We start from the raw sequence: 17,653 nt of genomic DNA, 5'->3' as shown, positions 1-17,653 counted from the left end.
CTCCTCAGGGTGCGATGATCGGGGTGGCGTTCAGATCCGCCTCGGCCACGTCAACGCCTGTGAACCGTGACCCATGTTCAAACCAGCTGCGCGGTGCGGGCGCACCCCATAGGGTTTGCCGCTGGGGATCTTTCAGATCCCATTTCAGCGGTTCATGATCAGGATCCAGTGTCTGATAATCCGAGCTGTAGATTTCGATCCGGTGACCATCCGGGTCAAGGATATACAGAAAGAACGCGTTGGAAATACCGTGCCGCCCCGGCCCGCGTTCGATGTTTTCGACGTAACCCGTGGTCGACATGACATCCAGAAGATCGATGATGTGCATCGGGTTGGCGACCCAGAACGCCACATGGTGCATACGAGGCCCGGTGCCGTTGGTAAAGGCCATGTCATGCACACCGCCTTTGCGATGCAGCCACGCCGCCCACAACCGCTTGCTGTCTTCGTCTTCGGTATATTCCGTAACCCGAAATCCCATGTCGCTGTAGAAGGCGACGCTGTGATCGACGTTTGGACTGAAACAGTTGAAATGGTCTATCCGCAAGGGACGCACGCCATGGTATCGGGCATAGTCCTGATGGATCGTCGGCAGCCTGTCCATCTTGTTATAGAATTCCAACGGGATACCGAAATTGTCCGAGGTCAGCAACGTGCGCCCCTGAAACGGGCGTTGGATCCACTGGGTCGGGCGGCCTTTGGCCTGAAACCAGGCTTCGGCGCGATCAAGATCAGCCTCATCAAAGACTTTGAACCCCATGACATCGACCGTGCCGGGCGCATCGGATTTCTGCAAAACCACGCTATGATGCCCACGCTCCTCCAACGCGCGCAGGTAGATGTGGGTGTCGGTCTCATGCGTCACCTGCAGGCCGAACATGTCAACGTAAAACGCCCTGGACACCGCCAGATCCCTTACGTTCAGGCAAACATGGCTCAGGCGGATCGTGTTGAAATCCGGGTAGAGGTTCGGAGCGGGTACAGGCATTTCAAACTCCTAAGTACATTGGATTGTCAGGGCGACGCGCGTCAGGTTCCGAGGCGAGTGATCTTGTGCTGACCGGTGGCAAAGCCGATGTGCTTTTGTTCCATGTAGAACTCAAAGCTCCAATCGCCGCCGTCCCGACCGATGCCCGAGGCTTTGACACCACCGAACGGCGTCGGCAGATGGCGGACGTTTTCCGAGTTCACCCAGATCATCCCGGCCTCAAGCTTGTCGGTGAAACGCAAGGCGCGGGTCAGGTCGTTGGTCCAGACGTAGCCGGTCAGACCGTAGGGTGTGTCGTTGGCGATTTGCAGCGCCTCATCCTCGGTCGAGAATGGAATGGCGGTCAGAACGGGGCCAAAGATTTCCTCGCGCGCGATGCGCATCTGGTTGTTTGCGTTGGTGAAAAGGGTCGGTCGTACAAAATAGCCGGTCTCCCCGACCGTCGTCCCGCCCGCGGCGATGGTGGCCCCGTCCTCTTTCGCGACCTCAAAGTAGCTGGTGACCTTGTTGTAATGTTCCTCGCTCACCAGCGGTCCGATCTCGGTCGCCGGGTCCAGCGGATGGCCGACCTTGATCGTGTTCACGCGCTCGACAAGCTTGGCCTCGAACGCGTCCTTAATCGTGTCCTGCACCAGCAAACGCGACGAAGATGTGCAGCGCTCGCCATTGATCGAATAGATCATGAAGATCACCGCATCCAGAGCGCGGTCCAGATCGGCATCGTCGAACACGATAACGGGGTTTTTGCCGCCCAACTCAAGATGGTTGCGTTTGAGCGTATCTGCCCCCTGCTTGGTGATCAGGCTGCCTGTGCGGCTTTCGCCCACAAAGGCAATGGCGCGGATTTTAGGATGTTCGCACAGCGCCTTTCCCGCCTCTTCGCCAAAACCGTTCACCGTGTTCAAAACGCCTTTTGGCAGACCGGCCTCTTCCGCGATTTCGACCAACAGCTTTGCCGTCAGCGGGCTGGCCTCGGCCGGTTTGTGGACCACTGTGCACCCGGCCGCCAGCGCAGGTGCAATTTTCCACGTGGACAGCATGAAGGGCGTGTTCCAGGGCGTGATCACACCGACCGGGCCAATCGGGACGCGCGTGGTGATGTTCATCAGGGTCGGTGATTTCAGATGCTGACCATCCCGCGCCTGCACAACCTGATCGGCGAAATAGCGAAAGTTCTCGGCCCCGCGCAGTGCGGCCTTCGACATGAATTTCAACGCCTGCCCAGTGTCCCAGCATTCGCACAAGGCGATCTCCTCAGCGCGCGCTTCGATGCCTTCAGCCACACGGATCAAGATCTTGCGCCGCTCGGTTGCGGGCATGTCACGCCATTCGGGAAATGCACCTGCCGCAGCATTGGCCGCAGCGTCGATATCGTCCGCATTGCCCTGGGCAACCTCACAAATCACGCTTTTGTCGACCGGAGACGTGGTTTGGAACCTGCCTGCGGACCCGTCCCGGTCCTTACCCGCAATCCGGTTTTTGATCCCATCCTTCCGGAACCGCGCCAGCAACCCGTTCAGCTTTTCCAGGTTCTGCTCCAAACTGCTCATTTCGGGTCCTCCAGATGGTCGCGGATCGTGCCGCATTTTGGGGAAAGACGGGCGTCGATTTCCCGCAATTCAGACGACAAAGCGATCGAATGCGTGTCCATTGCGGGTTTCAGAAAGGCCCGCGCGGTGTCGAAAATCTGCTTGATGACGTCCTGCTTGACGGCATCCGCCCGTCCTTCGCGCAGGCGGACCGATATGTCGACAAACCCGTGTTTGGGATCGCCATCCGCGATGGAATAATGATCGACGCGGATCGCCCGCACACGCAGCCCGGGCATGGGCAAGGCGTCGATCCGGGCCGCAGATTGCCTTAACGCATCACACAGCCCGGCCATATCCACGACCTGTTCCAGGTTTGCGGAATATTCGATGTGGATATGCGGCACGTCTCAATCCATTTTATTTGCTATGTTAAGTAATATTATACCTATCGAACGTTGCGGCCTCGAGTCAAACAATTTATTTAACATGTGATGTAATTTTGGGATCGGACCATTGCCAGAAACATCGCGAACCAAAAAACCCAACGCCCTGCCCCCAACGGCGCAGTCACTTCCTGTGTCGCTGATCCGCGCGCGTGAGGCCGTAATGGCCCCGATCCGCAAGATGTTGGCCAAGGCGGGCATCACCGAACAGCAATGGCGCGTTCTGCGCGTGCTCAGCGAGGGCGGAAAGATGGACGCCGGCATGTTGGCCAATCGCGCGGCGCTGATGTCGCCAAGCCTCAGCCGGATTGTACATTCGATGGAGAAAGCCGGGCTCGTGTCCCGCGAGGCCGACGCGACAGACCGCCGTCGCCAGCACATTGCGATCACGGCTGCAGGGCAAGCGATCATTGATGATCACATGGCCGAGGCCTCGGACATCGCCGCCCATTACCGAAGCATCCTTGGGGATAACGATCACGACACCCTGTTGGCGCTGCTGCGAAAGCTTGCCCTGGCGATTGAAGATCAGGATTCAACCCCTTGAAAGGTCACGAAATCACACCGACGCTAGCCCTTTGTCCAGCGCCGAAATCAAAGTGTTCACGTCCTCTTCGCCCAGCACCAGCGGCGGGGACAGAATGATGTTGTTTCCCGACACGCGCACCATGGCCCCGGCCTCATAGGCCGTTTTTTGCACCTTGCCGATAGTGGCCTTGTCGATGGGCGTTTTTGTGGTTCTGTCCGCAACCAGCTCTAACGCGCACATCAGGCCATACCCCCCACGCACATCGCCGATCAGGTCGTATGTCTCGCCCAGCGCCTGAAGGCCCGCATGCAATTGCGCCCCACGCTGCGCGGCGTTGTCCTTGACGTTCAGGCGTTCGGTTTCCTTCAGGCACGCAATCGCGGCAGCGGCGCCCACGGGATGGCCGGAATAGGTATACCCCGACCCGATTGCCGCCTTGCCCGAGCGGTCACCTTCGAACACATCAGCCACCGCATCGCTGATCATCACGGCACCGAACGGAAAATACCCGTTTGTGATGGCCTTCGCCGTGACCGCCATGTCAGGCTTGACGCCAAAGCGGCGCGATCCGCTCCACGCCCCCGTCCGGCCATAGGCTGTGATCACTTCATCCGCGATCAGCAGAATGCCATGTTTCGAGCAAATCTCGCGCACGCCGGGCATAAAGGTTTCATGCGGCGGGATCACACCGCCCGCCCCAAGAACCGGCTCAATGATCATTGCGGCTATGGTCGAAGGGTCCTGAAACCTGATCTCATCCTCAAGCGCCGCAAGGCACAGTTGCGCCAGGTTTTCCGGATCGGTTTCGCCAAACGGATTGCGATAGGTATAGGGCGATGGAATGTGATGGCAGCCGGGCATCAGCGGTTCGTACTGCGTTCGGAAATTCGGGTTACCGTTCACCGATGCGCCCAACGTATGGGTGCCATGATAGCCTTTCTTGAGGCTCAGGAATTTGACGCGCCCGGCCTCGCCACGCACCTTATGATATTGCCGTGCAAGGCGCAGCGCGATTTCAACGCCATCCGACCCGCCGGATGTAAAGAAGGCGCGCGACAGCCCGTCCGGGGCAAAGAATTCGCGCAGCATCCAGCTGAGTTCTATGACCAGATCATTGGTAGTGCCCCGGAAAATCGAATAATAGGGCAGCCTGTCCAGCTGTTGGGAAATTGCATCCTTCACCGGCTGGCACGAATACCCAAGGTTTACGTTCCATAGCCCCCCGACCCCATCGACAACCGTATTCCCATCCACATCTGTGATGCGCACACCGTCACCGCCGACGATAATGTCAGGCGGGTTTGCAAGGCTGTCCGCCGGATGCGCCATCGGGTGCCACAGGTGGCGCGCGTTGTTTTCTTTCAGGAAATTGCTGTCCTTCATCACATCACCTGTTGTGTCTTGGTTTCATCGCCCCAGTCCGGCGGCAGGGCTTCGAACCCTTGTGGAAACGCACCGCCCAGCGCAGTCGAGGCGCGGTCGGCCTCATTCAAAAGCATTTGGGCAATGTCGCGCAGTTTCTCCGGCCTGGCCCGCACGCTTGGGACGGCAACGGCCAAAGCGCCCAGAACGCGCCCACCTTCGCCGAAGACGGGGCATCCGACCGACGTGACCCCTTCATCAAACCCACCGGTGACTGACGCCACGCCGAACCGCCGGACGCGGTCGATCATGCCTTTCAGGTCCGCCGGGTCCGAGATCGTTTGGTCGGTATATTTCGACAAGGGCCGTGCCATGACGCGGGCTTGCCAATCCTCGGGGCAAAAAGCCAGGGCAGCGATGCCGGACGATGTCGCGTGCAGGGGCAACATCTCGGCAATGTCAAAGTTCACCTGAATGCCGTGCAGGGCAGGATCCGCGTGGGCGACCGGCGACAGCGCCTCGCCCTGCAGCAGACTGGCATGGGCCAGTTCGCCAACAGCTTCGGACAATTCGGACACGATGGGCTGCAACAGCTTTCGCACGGGGAACGCCGCCTCACGCAAGGCCGACAGGCGCAACAGCGCCGGACCAAGCCGATAGGCGCGCGTGTCAGGGTGTTGCTCCAGATAGCCGTTTTCCGCAAGCTCGGTCAGGTGGCGATGAACCGTCGCCTTGTCGCGCCCGGTAAGGCGCACAAACTCACCCAGCCCGATTTCTGCGCGGTCGCGCGCGTACAGGGACAGCAAGTCCAAAGCTTTTGTGATCGTTCCCATCTGATACCTTTTGATAGGTTTAATATTTGAACCACTGGTATCAGATATTTTGATCTGGTTTCCTCCTCAGTCAATAGAAAATCAATATTGACAAATGTCGGCATTTGATCAGACACTTTTTTGATACCCATGGTTCACTATTTAAACCGATGAGGCGTGATTTGGACAGAGCGATAATTGACCAACTCCGGTCCCAAAGCGTACCGCCCGCCCGCCATGTGATCGACGGCGCGCGGTGTGATGCCTCGGACGGCGGCACGCTTGATGTTGTGTCACCCATCGACGGATCGACCCTGACGACCATGCCAAAAGGCACGCGGGATGATGCCCGATTGGCAATCCGTTCGGCGCGCGCAGCTTTTGACGACGGACGATGGTCTGGCCTCGCGCCTGCTGCACGCAAGAAAATCATGCTGAAATGGGCGGATATTATCGAAGCGCAGGCGGCAGAACTTGCCGTATTGGGCGTGCAAAACAACGGAACCGAGATCGGAATGGCCTACAAAGCCGAACCACTCAGCGCTGCCGGGACGATCCGGTATTTTGCCGAAGCCATCGACAAGATATATGGCGAGATCGCCCCAACCGCCCCCAGCGCGCTGGGGCTGGTGCATAAACAGCCCGCAGGTGTTGTGGGTGCAATCGTGCCGTGGAACTTCCCCCTGATGATCGGCAGTTGGAAGCTGGGCCCGGCCCTTGCCGCCGGTTGCACCGTGGTTTTGAAACCGGCCGAGACCGCCTCGTTAACCCTGATCCGCCTTGCCGAACTGGCGCTGGACGCTGGTCTTCCCCCCGGCGTTTTCAACGTCGTGACCGGCGAAGGCGCGGTTGTCGGGACTGAGATTGCCGAGTCTCACGACGTGGACGTACTGGTATTCACCGGATCTGGGGCAACGGGGCGTCGGCTGATGGAGGCATCGGCGCGGTCCAACCTCAAACGTGTTTATCTGGAACTTGGTGGCAAATCCCCAAATATCGTGTTTGCAGACGCCCCCGATCTGGCAGAGGCCGCCAAAGTCTCGGCTGCGGGGATTTTCCGAAACTCGGGTCAGGTTTGCGTTGCCGGATCGCGACTGCTGGTGCAACGCGAAATCCATGACGACTTCGTCGCAATGCTGGTGAAAAACGCCGAAGCCATGCGTGTCGGCGACCCGCTGGACCCTGATACCGATGCCGGTGCGGTGAATTCGGAACGCCAACTGGCGCAGAACCTTGCCTTTGTGGACGAGGCCCGCGCCGCCGGGCGCACCATTGCCACCGGGGGCAAGCGGATACTTCAGGATACCGGCGGCACCTATATGGCGCCAACAATCATAACCGGCGTGCAACCCAACGACCGCGTTGTCTGCGAAGAGGTGTTTGGCCCGGTTCTGACCCTTCAGTCCTTTGATACCGAAGAGGAAGCCATCGCCCTTGCCAACTCCACCGAGTTCGGATTGGCCGCTGGCGTGTGGACTGCAGACCTGTCGCGCGCGCATCGGATGATCGCGAAAATTCAGGCCGGAGTCGTGCATGTCAACACGTATGGCGGGGCGGACATCACTGTGCCCTTGGGTGGCGTAAAACAATCCGGAAACGGGCATGACAAGTCACTGCATGCGTTCGACAAATACCTTGACCTGAAGACCGCGTGGATCAAGCTCTGAACCGACAGGAGGATGCCAATGACCCGAAAAACGATCCTGTTGATTGGCACATACGACACAAAAGAGCCCGAGATGCGCTTTATCGAAGGCGTGGTCCGGGCGCAGGGGGCCGACGTGCTGACCATGGATGTCTCGGTACTGGGTGATCCGGAAAACGCGACCGATATCAGCAAGCACGAGATTGCAGCCGCCGGGGGCATGACCGTTGATCAGGTCATCGCGCAAGGCGACGAAAACAAGGCCTTCCGCGTGATGTCTGCGGGGGCCGCAAACGTCGTCGCCGAAGCACATGCCAGGGGGCGCTTTCACGGGATGCTCGCAATTGGCGGCACGATGGGCACTGATCTTGCGCTGGACTGCGCACAGGCGTTGCCGATGGGCGTTCCGAAATACATCGTTTCAACCGTCAGCTTTTCACCCCTGATCCCGCCGCACCGGCTGGCCCCGGATATTCAGATGATCCTGTGGGCGGGCGGTCTGTATGGCATGAACTCGATCTGTCGGTCCTCGCTTAGCCAGGCTGCGGGGGCGGTGGTTGGGGCAACCAACGCGGCCATCGAGGTTGATCGCAGCAAGCCCTTGATCGGGATGACCAGCCTCGGCTCATCCTGTCTGCGCTATATGAAGACGCTAAAACCTGCGCTGGAAAGCCGTGGCTTCGAAGTGGCCGTGTTCCACTCGACCGGTATGGGCGGCATGGCGTTCGAGAAGCTGGCAGGCGAAGGCGCATTTGTATGCGTGATGGATTTCTGCATGCAGGAGTTCGGGAACCTGATGGCGGGCTCAGTGGTCTCCAGCGGGGAGGATCGCGTGACCAATGCAGGCCGCGCGGGCACCCCGCAGATGGTGGCCCCCGGCGCGTTGGACCTGCTGGACTTTGCAGGCTGGCAGGACATTCCGGACCAATACGCGGACCGCCCGTTTCATGAACACAACCGCCTCATCAAAAGTTCGGTCTTCACGGGTGAAGAACGCCGCGCCTGGGTGCGAGAGCTTGCCAACCGGCTGGAAGCTGCAACCGGACCGGTTCACTTTTTCCTTCCTGTTCAGGGGGTCGAGGCCTGGGACAAGGAAGGCGAAGAAGCATACGACCCCGAAGCGTTGGCCGAAATGGTGGACGAAGCGCGCACCACCATGTCCGGTCGCATCCCGATGACCGAGTTGGACGCCCATATCAACGACCCCGCTTTTTGCGACGCGGTTTTGGCACAGTTTGATGCCTGGGTTCAGGATGGAACGGTATCTGCCCAGTGAACGGCGTGTATTTACCCTCGGCCCGCTGTCCGAACTAAAGGCCCAAAAGGTCGACCAGCTGAGCTAGCCTGACAAACCCGTCCACTTGCTGCTGTACCAGCGTGCAAAGGCGGCCACGTTGGGTTCCAGATCCGGTTGAAACCGGCCGGGCCGCGCGTCCGGACAAGCCAGCCCGCGTTGTTGATTTTCCAGCGCCTCGATATCCTCATCCAGTGCCGCATCCATGCGCCGGAGATACGCCTGAGATTTTTCGGCGAAATCCGGCAATGCGATGGTCTCTGACGGAAAGCACGAGGTTTGAACCACCCGACATCTGGATGCGCCAACCGGATAAGCCTCGTAACACCAAAGCGCGTCGCGGTTCGCGGCGAAAGTCATATTTGGGAAGATCCATGTATAACGCGCACCCTCGCGCGCCTTGCCTTTCAGGCCGGGAATTTCGGGAAGAGATTTGTCCTGATCGCTTTCCAGCAGTCCTCCGGTCCCTTCGGTCGCGCCGAATTGGCTAGCAAAGGCGCCCTTTACGGCATCGGCTGCATCCGGTCTGTCATAGACACTGTCGATCGATTCCGCATGCACAAACGGCAGATGGTAGTATTCGTTGAACACTTCGAGGAAGATCTTCCAGTTGCAATTCACTTCGACCTCTTGCCTGCGGACCGACACAAGGCGGTCCATGGGCCAAGGGCTATGGAGTTCGGCAATATCCCCCAGATAGGCATCAATATCGGGCGCGTCCCGAGACAGACAGACAAAGGAAAAGCCCAACCGCTCGGCCACCTGATAGGACACAAGGCCATAGTCCGCCTTGTCGAAGCCCTGCGCCCGCTCCATATGCGGTGCGGCGACAAGCTTGCCGTCCAGACCGTAGAACCACGAATGAAACGGACAACGCAGTCCCTTGCACCTGCCCTGCCCGTCTACCAAGCGGGCCCCGCGATGACGGCAGGTGTTTGCGTATGCGCGCAACTGACCCGTCCTATCGCGCAGAAGGATGATGTTCTGCCCGGCCACATCCATCGTGATGAAATCACCCGGATTGGCAACGACATCGGCCCGACCAACGCCGATCCAGCCTTGGCGGAACACCAGATCCATTTCGGCCAGGGCGTGACTGCCCGAGGTGTAACAGACCGGCGGAATGGAAAAGGCCGCCTCGACTGGACGGGCGCAATCGGCCAGAGCGGGGTCATAGGCTGAGTTCATCGCTGTACTCCTTACGGGGCGGTAATCGGCGGTGGCTTACGACGCTGCCCGGTCAGGGCATTTCCGGCAATTGCGGCAAGCAGGATCGCCCCGCCGATCAGAGTATTGACGGTCGCTGTTTCACCCAGAAACAGCCATACCCAGACCGGGCCAAGCAGAACCTCGGCCAGTGAAAGCAACGTCAATTCAGCGGCGGGCAGGCTTCTTGATCCAATTGTATAAAGGATCAACCCGGCCCCCACCTGAAAGACACCCATGCCCATCGCCACACCACCGTCATTCAGGCTCAGGACGAGGGATAGGCCCTGTAGCTGGCAGATCGTAAAGGTGATTGCGACGCCAAACAGCCCGGACAGAAAGACCGAGGGCAACATCTCGGACGTGCGCCCCCAGCGCAGTGCAACGGTAAAGACCGCAAAGCCCAATGCCGATCCAAGCGCGGCCAGACTGCCCTTCAGCGCCACGCCCCCGGACTTGTCCGCAACCATGACAGCAATGCCGATCAGGGCGATCCCGATGGCAACCCAGGTGGCCCGGCGCACAGGCTCGCGCAGGACGACCCAACCCAGAACAGCGGTCAAAAACGGAGCCGTCGCAAACAGCAGCATGGCATTCGCGACCGACGTGTTCTGGATCGCGTAGATCGCACCGGAATACGCCGCCAACAGCGACAGCGCGGCGACAACGGCAGGAAAGCCAGAGCGGCGCAGCTGTACAAACGGGTTTTCCCGCGACCGAATTCGTATGACCGCGTACAGAAAAAGCGACATCGCAACCGACCGGTACAGCAGTATTTGCCAAACGCCCGCCTCTTCTATCAGCCGGATGCCAAGCCCGACCGTTGACCACAGAACGCCAGCCGCAAATACAAAGAAAACGCCGTATCTGTGGGCGTCTTGTGAACTGGGTATGTTGGCTGTCGTCGTGATGGCGCTGTCCTTCAAATCTCGGGACAGTGTAGGTGCGCGACATCAGGCCCGCAGGCCCGTTTGCGACAAGGCTGACGTTTCAAGGCACAACGCGCGGATTTGGTCCGCGCACAGGTCCGGCTTTTCCCATCAACAAGTGCGCCCCTCGCCAAGTCACTGGCGAAGGGCAAAGGTCGGTTAGAGAGCCTTCCGGAAGATCACCTTGTCATCCCCAGCCGCCCAGAAATCGCGAATACGCGCTTCTTCCTCATAGCCGTTGCGCGCGTAAAATCTGCGCGTCAGTGCAAAGTCCTCGGTCCCGGATGTATCAACGATCAGCAACCGCTGACCTTCGGCTTTCAGACGTTGCTCCGCAGCTTCGACCAGAGCGGTTCCCAGTTTCTGCCCCTGAAGATCAGGTCGCACGGCAAGCGCAAGCATATTCCACGTGCCCTGCGCCAGTTCCTCGGGGACAGAATAACACAGTCCGACGGCTGCGCCGTCCAGATGGCAGGTCAGCCAGATCGCCTCGGCCTTATGATCCAGCGCGGGTTGCAGCATCTCGGGCAGCATTTCACTGGGAAACAACTGCGTTTGATCCAGCACGGTTTGCAACGCTGGAATATCACCCTTGGTGGTTTGTTTAACTATTGGTGTTTTCATCGGGTATTCTCATTCAGTGTCGCGTTTCAGGACAGGTTCTTGCGGGGCGCGTGTGGTTTCAACCATATGCAGACGTGTCCCAATACTCGGGCCGCATGATCGGCGCGACGGCAGTGGTTTTGCCGCCCAGCGCCTTGGCGGACCCGGGTTTCAGCTCAAGCTCCATCCAGGATTCCGGCATGGTCAAAAGGTCCGGATAGGGCGTTTGTTTGTCCGTCGGAACAAATCCGTATTTCGGATAGAAGCTGGGCACGCCCAAGACATACACAGCGTCAGCATTGACCGAGGTAAGATGCGCGATGCTCGTCTCCATCAGTTCCTTGCCGACACCCTGCCCCTGATAGTCGGGCACCACCCCGCACGGGGCCAAGAGGAAACACTTGGCCTGCAGGTGATCCTGGAACAGGAACGGAGTGAACAGCACATTCCCCGCAATCTTTCCATCGCGTGTCGCGCTGATCGAAATTGTGTCCGCAAGCGCCAGAAAGCCCTTGGCAAGCTGCACAATCTCGGGGCCTTCGTCTTTGCCGAACGCATCAAGGTGAACGCGTGTTATGGCTTCGATGTCTGTATGGTTCATTGCTTTTTCCTATCTTTGGTTCATTTGCGCGCGCACGGATTTGATGCCCAACGCAGAGGCGCGGTAGGGGCTGCCATTCTTTGACCGTATGAAACGACGTTTCAGCAGGCGTTTGAAGACGCCCATGGTGCAGTCGGTCAGAATGAACCCGTCGCGCGTGTAACAGGTGACGTCATGGATTTTACCGTTCTCCAGACGTTGATGATGGATCGACCCGCCAAGGGCGAGTTCGTGCAAAACACGTTGTTCGTGCTTTGAGATATTCATTGGGATGTCTCGATTTTACGAAAGCACAGAAACAGGTTCACTCAGCATCGCGCGTGAGTGTGCCTATCAGTGTTGGTGTTCCTGAATTTGGGTCGCCAGGAACGGGCGTTAGGCCCGGGTCTCTTTCATAAAATCTCCGTTGCACGAGGCTGACTGCCTCAGGCGTGATCGGAAGTATTCATCAATCCTCGATGTGTCAAGTCGCATCGACATTATATACTAGCCCTGCCCTGTCTTCGGATGCGGTCAGACCGAATTGTCGCCTGTAGGCTCGGGCAAAGCTTTCTGGGTTTTCAAAGCCGCACAAGGCCGAGATGTCACTGACACGCAAACTGGAGTTGCGAATAAGGTTGCGGGCCTCAACAAGGCGCAAACCACGATAATAGGAGGCGGGCGAGCATTTCAGATAGTGCTTGAACAACCGTCCAAGGGTCCAGATCGGCACCCCAACCCGGTCGGCAATTTCCGAGATTGGCAAGGGTTGATCCAAAGTCGCCAGCATCAGGTCCACCGCCCGCGCAAGGGTTCGGTCAAGTCGGGCAAGCGAAGTATCCGTCAGCAGTTTCTGCTGCGGCCCCTCATGCACTGTCGGGCGATAGGTCAGAATCTCCGCCACTCGTTTCGCCAGACCCTGTCCGTTGAACCGCTCGATCAGTCCCAGCGTCATGTCGAACGTCGCCACCCCGCCTGCGCTGGAACAGCGATTGCCGGTGATGGTGAACAGCCGGTCCACGAACATCTCATCGGCAAACTGTTCGCGATACCCGCGCAGGGCTTCGAAATGCACCGCTGCCGGTGCAAGTGACAACAGCCCGGCTTCGGCAAAGATCAGGGCACCTGTATCGACGCAGCCCATCACCGCCCCGGCACGGGCGCGGCGTTTCAACCAAGCCAACAGCCTCGGCACCAGCGACGCCTCGGGGTGATAAGAGGACAGCAGCAGAACAACGTCGGCAACCTTGTCGTCCAACGGCTCGGTGTTCACCTGCATCCCGCTGGAGCTGAGCATCACGCCCCCTTCGATGGACAAGAAGCGCCAACGCCACAAAGGCTCGGTGCTTTCCCGGTTTGCCACGCGCAGGGGTTCCGTCACCAGTGTCAGCGACAGGATCGGAAAGTTCTCGGTCAGTACGATGTCGACACTGGGCAAGGTTGGGCCTTCTCAATTTGCAAGAAATCATCAAGAAATTGCCAATTCAGATCAAGAGAAATTGCGGGACAGGCAGTACCGTTTGAGTAACGGAGGACACCCCATGACCGAATTGCCCTGGACACCGGATTTCGACACCTGGCCCATTCTCCATACCGTGATGGCTGTGACGCATAACAAGGACGTTCTCAGCATCACCTGGTCGGACGGGGCCACCAGCCAGTACCACGCGCTGCTTTTGCGGGAAAACAGCCCCGACCCCGAGACAATCCATCCCAAGGCGCGCGAAATGTGCGTGTCGCCCAGCGCGATAGATGGCGATCTGGGTATACGAAGTGCACGGGTCGACGCAGGCGGCGCGGTCGCCATCGATTTTACAGACAACAAAACCAGCCTGTTCCATCCCGGCTGGATGCGCGGGATCGCGTGGTTCGGCGCGGATGACACGCCGCGACCCATCCTTTGGCGAGGCGAGGATCAGCCAGAACCGCCCAGCTTTGACGGTCCCGAAGCGCTGAGCAATCCGCGGGTGTTTCTGCAATGGCTTGAGGCCTTGCGCGACTACGGCGTGGCCCGCCTGCGCGGATTGCCCCAGCAGGACGGCCTGCTGGAACAGATCGTCACCCGCATCGGTCCGGTCCGCGAAAGCAATTTCGGGCGGCAGTATACGTTAGAGATCAAGGATGATCCTGACAGTCAGGCCTTCACCTCGGACATGCTGTTGCAGCATATCGACCTGCCAACGCGAGAAACGCCGTTTGGCCTTCAGTTTCTGTATACCCGCGACAACACGACGACGGGTGGCGAAGGGATTTACGTCGATGCATACCGCATTGCCGAAGACCTGCGGATCGACGAGCCCGCGCATTTCCACTCGCTGACCACGGATATCTGGGAATACAGCAACCGGGCGCGCGGCTCGGATTATCGCGGTTGGGGGCCTGTGGTTGAGACCGATGAGATCGGAGGCATCACCGGCGTTCGGTACAATACATTCCTGCGCGCGCCGCTGCGGGCTCCGGTCCATATCCAGCGCCGCGCCTATCAGGCGTACCGGGCGTTCTGCGAACGGGCCCAGGACCCGCGCTATATGATGGTGTTCCGGTACGAGCCGGGCGATCTGCTAGCCTTTGACAACCGTCGCGCCCTGCATGGCCGCGCCGGGTACGAGGCCAAAGGCGGCACACGGTTCATCGAAGGTATCTATTCCGACCGCGACGAACTGCATTCCCGCATCCGCACGCTGCAACGCCAGTTCCGGGCTGAGGCGCAGTCATGATCTTCAAACGAATGGCTGCGATACAACTGACCGAGCGGACCCGGAAAGTCATCAGCACCCCAAATTTTGGCAATCAGGTCACGGAGTGCAGCCTGTGACAAAGGCGGATCGTCTGAAACGAATGCTGTCGCCTGCGCGCGTCGCGTGGATTGGCGGCGGTGGTATTGCGCCCGCGATTGAGTACATGCAGGCGGGCGGATTTTCCGGTGACGCCGTAGCCGTGAACCCGAGACGGGCCACGATCGCGGGCGTTCCCTGTGTGGCGTCGGTTTCTGAACTGCCATGGGTGCCGGATGTCGCAATTCTGGTGATCCCCAAGGACGCGGTGATCGAAACCGTGTGCGCGCTGTCGGCGCAAGGATGTGGTGGCGTTGTCTGCATTACTTCGGGCTTTTCCGAAAGCGCCGATGGCGCAACCCGGCAGGCGGATCTGATCGACGCCGCCGGTGACATGCCGGTGATCGGCCCCAACTGTCCAGGGATCGCCAATTTCCTGGATGGCAGTGCCTTTATGATGGATCACTTCGGCACTCATGCACCCGGCAAGGGCGTAGCCGTGATCTCGAACGGTGGCGCATACCTCAGCGACCTTGGCTGTGCCGACCGCTCGCAACCCATCGCCTATTTGATCGGGTTGGGCAATCAGGCGATGGTCACGGTTGCCGACATGCTGGATGTAGTATTGGACGACCCACGTGTGACGGCGGTGAATATCTATTTCGAAGGCATTACCGATGTGGCAAAGCTAAGCCGGGCCGCCACCAAAGCCGCCCGCAAGGGCATTCCCGTTGTGGCAATCAAAGGCGGTCGCAGTCAGGCAGGCACCCGAGCCGCACAGTCACACACGGCGTCCTTGTCGGGGGATGCGGCCGTCGCCTCGGCCCTGTTCCGCCGCTTTGGCTGGATCGAAGTGACAACACCGTCCGAGGCCATTGAAACCGTCAAGATGTTAAGCTTCACGCCTGTCCCAAAAGGCTTGAAAACCGGCTTCATCACATCCTCTGGGTCTTATGCCGTGTTGGGAGGCGATATTGCCGAAAAAGCAGGCCTTCGGATGGAGCCACCCTCAACCGACTCCGCGCCTGCCATTGATGCCGCGCTGCCGCCTTATGTCGGCCCTGCCAATCCGCTGGACATCTCGGACGCGCATGGTTGGCCGCAGGCGGATCAACTGCCAATTTACCAAGCCTTCGCGCGGGATGAGTACGACCTTTTTGCCCAAGTTATGTGCTACCCGCCCGAAGGCGGTTGGGACATGACGACATGGGACGCAACCACCGGGGCGCTGGCACAGGCCAAGGGGGATCGTCCGGCGGCCTTTGTCAACACTCTGGCCGAGTCCCTGCCGAAAGAGGCGCGGGACCAGATGATCTCCAATGGAATGGTCCCGTTGCAAGGGCTCGAAGACGGCCTGCACGCGGTCGCCCACGCGGCGCGATACGGCGCGAGCCGAAGCGGCCTTGATGCCGACGCTATGGTTTTGAACACCGACGGTGGTGAGCTGGTGACAGCGGGCCGAACCCTCAGCGAAGCCGAAGCAAAACTGCAACTGCAAGGGCACGGTTTGGACATTCCCCACCAATGGGTCGTTTCGGGCGCGCATGACCTGCCGGACATCCGCTGCACCTGCGCGCTAAAGGCCATTGTTCCGGGATTGCTGCACAAGACGGAAATGGGCGCTGTGACGCTAAATCTCGCGCCGCCGGATCTTTCGACTGCGATCCGCGCCATGTCAGATCGCCTTGCGGAACACGGCCTGAAGGCTGACGCGTACCTGATCGAAGAGATGATCCAAAATCAGGTTAGCGAGCTACTGGTCGGCATCCGCCACGTACCAGAGATCGGTTTGGTTCTGACCCTGGCCATCGGCGGTGTTGCGGTGGAACTGATGCAAGACACCGCCACCGTGATCCTGCCCGCACCGCGCCGCGACATAGAGGCCGCGCTAAAGGGGTTGAAACTGGCCCCGCTGGTCCTTGGCTATCGCGGTCGTCCGGCGGCAGACATGACCGTCACGTTGAAGGCTATCGAGGCGCTGTGCGCCTTTGCCGCCGCCACCCCCGGCATCGCAGAGATGGAAGTGAACCCTCTGCTGCTGACCCAAACCCGCGCGGTGGTTGCCGATGCGGTTCTGACCCTGAAAGGCTGAGACATGACCGAATACACTCATCTGATCTACGACGTGGACGCCGACCACATCTGCTGGCTGACACTGAACCGGCCCGAAAAGCTGAACGCGATGAACCTGAAACTGATCGCCGAACTGCAGGCGGGACTGGAACGCGCAGATGCGGATGATGATGTGAACGTGATCGTCATTCAGGGTGCGGGTCGCGGGTTTTGCGCCGGGCACGATCTGGATGAGGATGCCGAGGAGGATCGGACCTCGATCTACGAATACCGCGCGCATTATTTCAAACAGTTCGATGAGTTCACGACCCCCTGGCGGATCACCAAGCCGGTGATCGCATCGGTCAACTCCATCGCCATCGGCAAGGGGTTCGAACTGTCCCTTTTCTGCGACATCACCATCGCCAGCGATGATACCCGCATCGGGTATAACGAGGTGCGCTATGGCATTTCGGGCCACTGCATGTTCCTGCCCTGGCTGGTCAATATGAAAACCGCCAAGGATCTGCTGCTGACCGGGCGTGAGTTGACGGCGACAGAGGCAAAGGAAATGGGCCTGATTACCGAGGTTGTGCCGCTGGAAAGGCTGAAAGAGGCAACCCACAAAAAGGCACTGCTGATGGCACGCATGCCGCGTGAAATGCAGCGGATGCACAAGATGTACCTGAACCGGGTCTACGAGATGCAGGGCCTGCGTACCGCAACGGATTATTATCTGGAACAGGTCGCGATCATGGGCGCGCAACCGGTTCCGGAATATGAGGCGTTTTCAAAATCGACCCTTGAAAAGGGCCTGAAGGCAACGCTGGCCGATGCCAATGCCCGATATGAGGGGCTGGATTAATCCCTTTTTCAGGCAAACGGGACACTTGCCTTCTTAGAC

At 59.3% G+C, this 17,653-nt stretch carries 17 protein-coding genes; 6 read left to right on the top strand and 11 right to left on the bottom strand.

Annotated features, from left to right (window positions below; translation table 11 throughout):
* Positions 1–4 precede the first annotated feature (4 nt).
* From hpaD to ACR0C9_RS03325, 3 genes are read right to left on the bottom strand one after another with little or no spacing between them, the layout of a single operon-like run.
* Complete coding sequence (gene hpaD, locus ACR0C9_RS03335; RefSeq protein ID WP_170621510.1) at positions 5–988, bottom strand: 3,4-dihydroxyphenylacetate 2,3-dioxygenase; 984 nt, start codon at positions 986–988, stop codon at positions 5–7.
* A 41-nt stretch (positions 989–1,029) separates the two neighbouring features.
* Positions 1,030–2,538 (bottom strand): 5-carboxymethyl-2-hydroxymuconate semialdehyde dehydrogenase, encoded by a 1,509-nt coding sequence (gene hpaE / locus ACR0C9_RS03330; RefSeq protein ID WP_480625797.1) that lies wholly within the window; start codon positions 2,536–2,538, stop codon positions 1,030–1,032.
* Positions 2,535–2,924 carry a 5-carboxymethyl-2-hydroxymuconate isomerase gene (locus ACR0C9_RS03325; RefSeq protein WP_170621506.1) on the bottom strand — a complete coding sequence of 130 codons (390 nt, stop codon included), beginning with the start codon at positions 2,922–2,924 and terminating at the stop codon, positions 2,535–2,537. Before ACR0C9_RS03325 ends, hpaE begins: the two co-directional genes overlap by 4 nt.
* A 109-nt stretch (positions 2,925–3,033) precedes the next feature.
* Between ACR0C9_RS03325 and hpaR the strand changes: the two genes are divergently transcribed.
* A complete protein-coding gene (gene hpaR, locus ACR0C9_RS03320) occupies positions 3,034–3,510 on the top strand; it encodes a homoprotocatechuate degradation operon regulator HpaR (protein ID WP_480780375.1) in 477 nt (158 codons plus the stop codon).
* A 12-nt stretch (positions 3,511–3,522) separates the two neighbouring features.
* Here hpaR and ACR0C9_RS03315 read toward each other — a convergent pair whose 3' ends face one another.
* Both ACR0C9_RS03315 and ACR0C9_RS03310 read right to left on the bottom strand, forming a co-directional pair.
* Positions 3,523–4,875: an aminotransferase class III-fold pyridoxal phosphate-dependent enzyme gene (locus ACR0C9_RS03315; RefSeq protein WP_480780374.1), complete on the bottom strand. Its 1,353-nt coding sequence runs from the start codon at positions 4,873–4,875 to the stop codon at positions 3,523–3,525.
* Positions 4,875–5,687, bottom strand: coding sequence for an IclR family transcriptional regulator (locus tag ACR0C9_RS03310; protein ID WP_170621502.1), 813 nt, complete (start codon positions 5,685–5,687; stop codon positions 4,875–4,877). Before ACR0C9_RS03310 ends, ACR0C9_RS03315 begins: the two co-directional genes overlap by 1 nt.
* 161 nt (positions 5,688–5,848) lie before the next feature.
* Between ACR0C9_RS03310 and ACR0C9_RS03305 the strand changes: the two genes are divergently transcribed.
* On the top strand, positions 5,849–7,333 hold the full coding sequence (locus ACR0C9_RS03305; protein ID WP_480780373.1) for an aldehyde dehydrogenase: 1,485 nt from the start codon (positions 5,849–5,851) through the stop codon (positions 7,331–7,333).
* A gap of 18 nt (positions 7,334–7,351) precedes the next feature.
* Positions 7,352–8,587: a Tm-1-like ATP-binding domain-containing protein gene (locus tag ACR0C9_RS03300; RefSeq protein WP_480780372.1), complete on the top strand. Its 1,236-nt coding sequence runs from the start codon at positions 7,352–7,354 to the stop codon at positions 8,585–8,587.
* A 63-nt stretch (positions 8,588–8,650) separates the two neighbouring features.
* Here ACR0C9_RS03300 and ACR0C9_RS03295 read toward each other — a convergent pair whose 3' ends face one another.
* The 6 genes from ACR0C9_RS03295 to ACR0C9_RS03270 all read right to left on the bottom strand — a co-directional run bounded on the left by ACR0C9_RS03295 (position 8,651) and on the right by ACR0C9_RS03270 (position 13,361).
* Positions 8,651–9,793: an aromatic ring-hydroxylating oxygenase subunit alpha gene (locus tag ACR0C9_RS03295; protein ID WP_480780371.1), complete on the bottom strand. Its 1,143-nt coding sequence runs from the start codon at positions 9,791–9,793 to the stop codon at positions 8,651–8,653.
* Between the two features lie 11 nt (positions 9,794–9,804).
* Positions 9,805–10,722, bottom strand: a complete 918-nt coding sequence (locus tag ACR0C9_RS03290; RefSeq protein WP_170453098.1) for a DMT family transporter — start codon at positions 10,720–10,722, stop codon at positions 9,805–9,807.
* Between the two features lie 177 nt (positions 10,723–10,899).
* Positions 10,900–11,364 (bottom strand): GNAT family N-acetyltransferase, encoded by a 465-nt coding sequence (locus ACR0C9_RS03285; RefSeq protein ID WP_480780370.1) that lies wholly within the window; start codon positions 11,362–11,364, stop codon positions 10,900–10,902.
* Positions 11,365–11,422: 58 nt separating this feature from the next.
* Complete coding sequence (locus ACR0C9_RS03280; protein ID WP_480780369.1) at positions 11,423–11,944, bottom strand: GNAT family N-acetyltransferase; 522 nt, start codon at positions 11,942–11,944, stop codon at positions 11,423–11,425.
* A 9-nt stretch (positions 11,945–11,953) separates the two neighbouring features.
* Entirely contained in the window at positions 11,954–12,211 is a 258-nt protein-coding gene (locus ACR0C9_RS03275) for a YjhX family toxin (RefSeq protein ID WP_170517540.1), read from the bottom strand.
* 196 nt (positions 12,212–12,407) lie between these two features.
* Positions 12,408–13,361, bottom strand: coding sequence for a GlxA family transcriptional regulator (locus tag ACR0C9_RS03270; RefSeq protein ID WP_480780368.1), 954 nt, complete (start codon positions 13,359–13,361; stop codon positions 12,408–12,410).
* A gap of 103 nt (positions 13,362–13,464) precedes the next feature.
* Here ACR0C9_RS03270 and ACR0C9_RS03265 point away from each other — a divergent pair, with 103 nt between their 5' ends.
* From ACR0C9_RS03265 to ACR0C9_RS03255, 3 genes are all read left to right on the top strand, one after another.
* On the top strand, positions 13,465–14,640 hold the full coding sequence (locus ACR0C9_RS03265) for a TauD/TfdA family dioxygenase (RefSeq protein ID WP_480780367.1): 1,176 nt from the start codon (positions 13,465–13,467) through the stop codon (positions 14,638–14,640).
* A 94-nt stretch (positions 14,641–14,734) separates the two neighbouring features.
* Positions 14,735–16,789 (top strand): acetate--CoA ligase family protein, encoded by a 2,055-nt coding sequence (locus tag ACR0C9_RS03260; protein WP_480780366.1) that lies wholly within the window; start codon positions 14,735–14,737, stop codon positions 16,787–16,789.
* Positions 16,790–16,792: 3 nt separating this feature from the next.
* Complete coding sequence (locus ACR0C9_RS03255; RefSeq protein ID WP_170621486.1) at positions 16,793–17,614, top strand: enoyl-CoA hydratase/isomerase family protein; 822 nt, start codon at positions 16,793–16,795, stop codon at positions 17,612–17,614.
* The last annotated feature ends 39 nt before the right edge of the window (positions 17,615–17,653 follow it).

This window comes from Ruegeria sp. C12 (assembly GCF_056537745.1).
This window is presented reverse-complemented; position numbering and strand designations above follow the sequence as displayed.

Bases quoted from the DNA above. Each gene is read 5' to 3' on its own strand.
- ACR0C9_RS03310 (WP_170621502.1), bottom strand. From the start codon at position 5,687: ATGGGAACGATCACAAAAGCTTTGGACTTGCTGTCCCTGTACGCGCGC.
- ACR0C9_RS03315 (WP_480780374.1), bottom strand. From the start codon at position 4,875: ATGAAGGACAGCAATTTCCTGAAAGAAAACAACGCGCGCCACCTGTGG.
- ACR0C9_RS03265 (WP_480780367.1), top strand. From the start codon at position 13,465: ATGACCGAATTGCCCTGGACACCGGATTTCGACACCTGGCCCATTCTC.
- ACR0C9_RS03280 (WP_480780369.1), bottom strand. From the start codon at position 11,944: ATGAACCATACAGACATCGAAGCCATAACACGCGTTCACCTTGATGCG.
- hpaE (WP_480625797.1), bottom strand. From the start codon at position 2,538: ATGAGCAGTTTGGAGCAGAACCTGGAAAAGCTGAACGGGTTGCTGGCG.
- ACR0C9_RS03300 (WP_480780372.1), top strand. From the start codon at position 7,352: ATGACCCGAAAAACGATCCTGTTGATTGGCACATACGACACAAAAGAG.
- ACR0C9_RS03295 (WP_480780371.1), bottom strand. From the start codon at position 9,793: ATGAACTCAGCCTATGACCCCGCTCTGGCCGATTGCGCCCGTCCAGTC.
- ACR0C9_RS03285 (WP_480780370.1), bottom strand. From the start codon at position 11,364: ATGAAAACACCAATAGTTAAACAAACCACCAAGGGTGATATTCCAGCG.
- hpaD (WP_170621510.1), bottom strand. From the start codon at position 988: ATGCCTGTACCCGCTCCGAACCTCTACCCGGATTTCAACACGATCCGC.
- ACR0C9_RS03255 (WP_170621486.1), top strand. From the start codon at position 16,793: ATGACCGAATACACTCATCTGATCTACGACGTGGACGCCGACCACATC.
- ACR0C9_RS03275 (WP_170517540.1), bottom strand. From the start codon at position 12,211: ATGAATATCTCAAAGCACGAACAACGTGTTTTGCACGAACTCGCCCTT.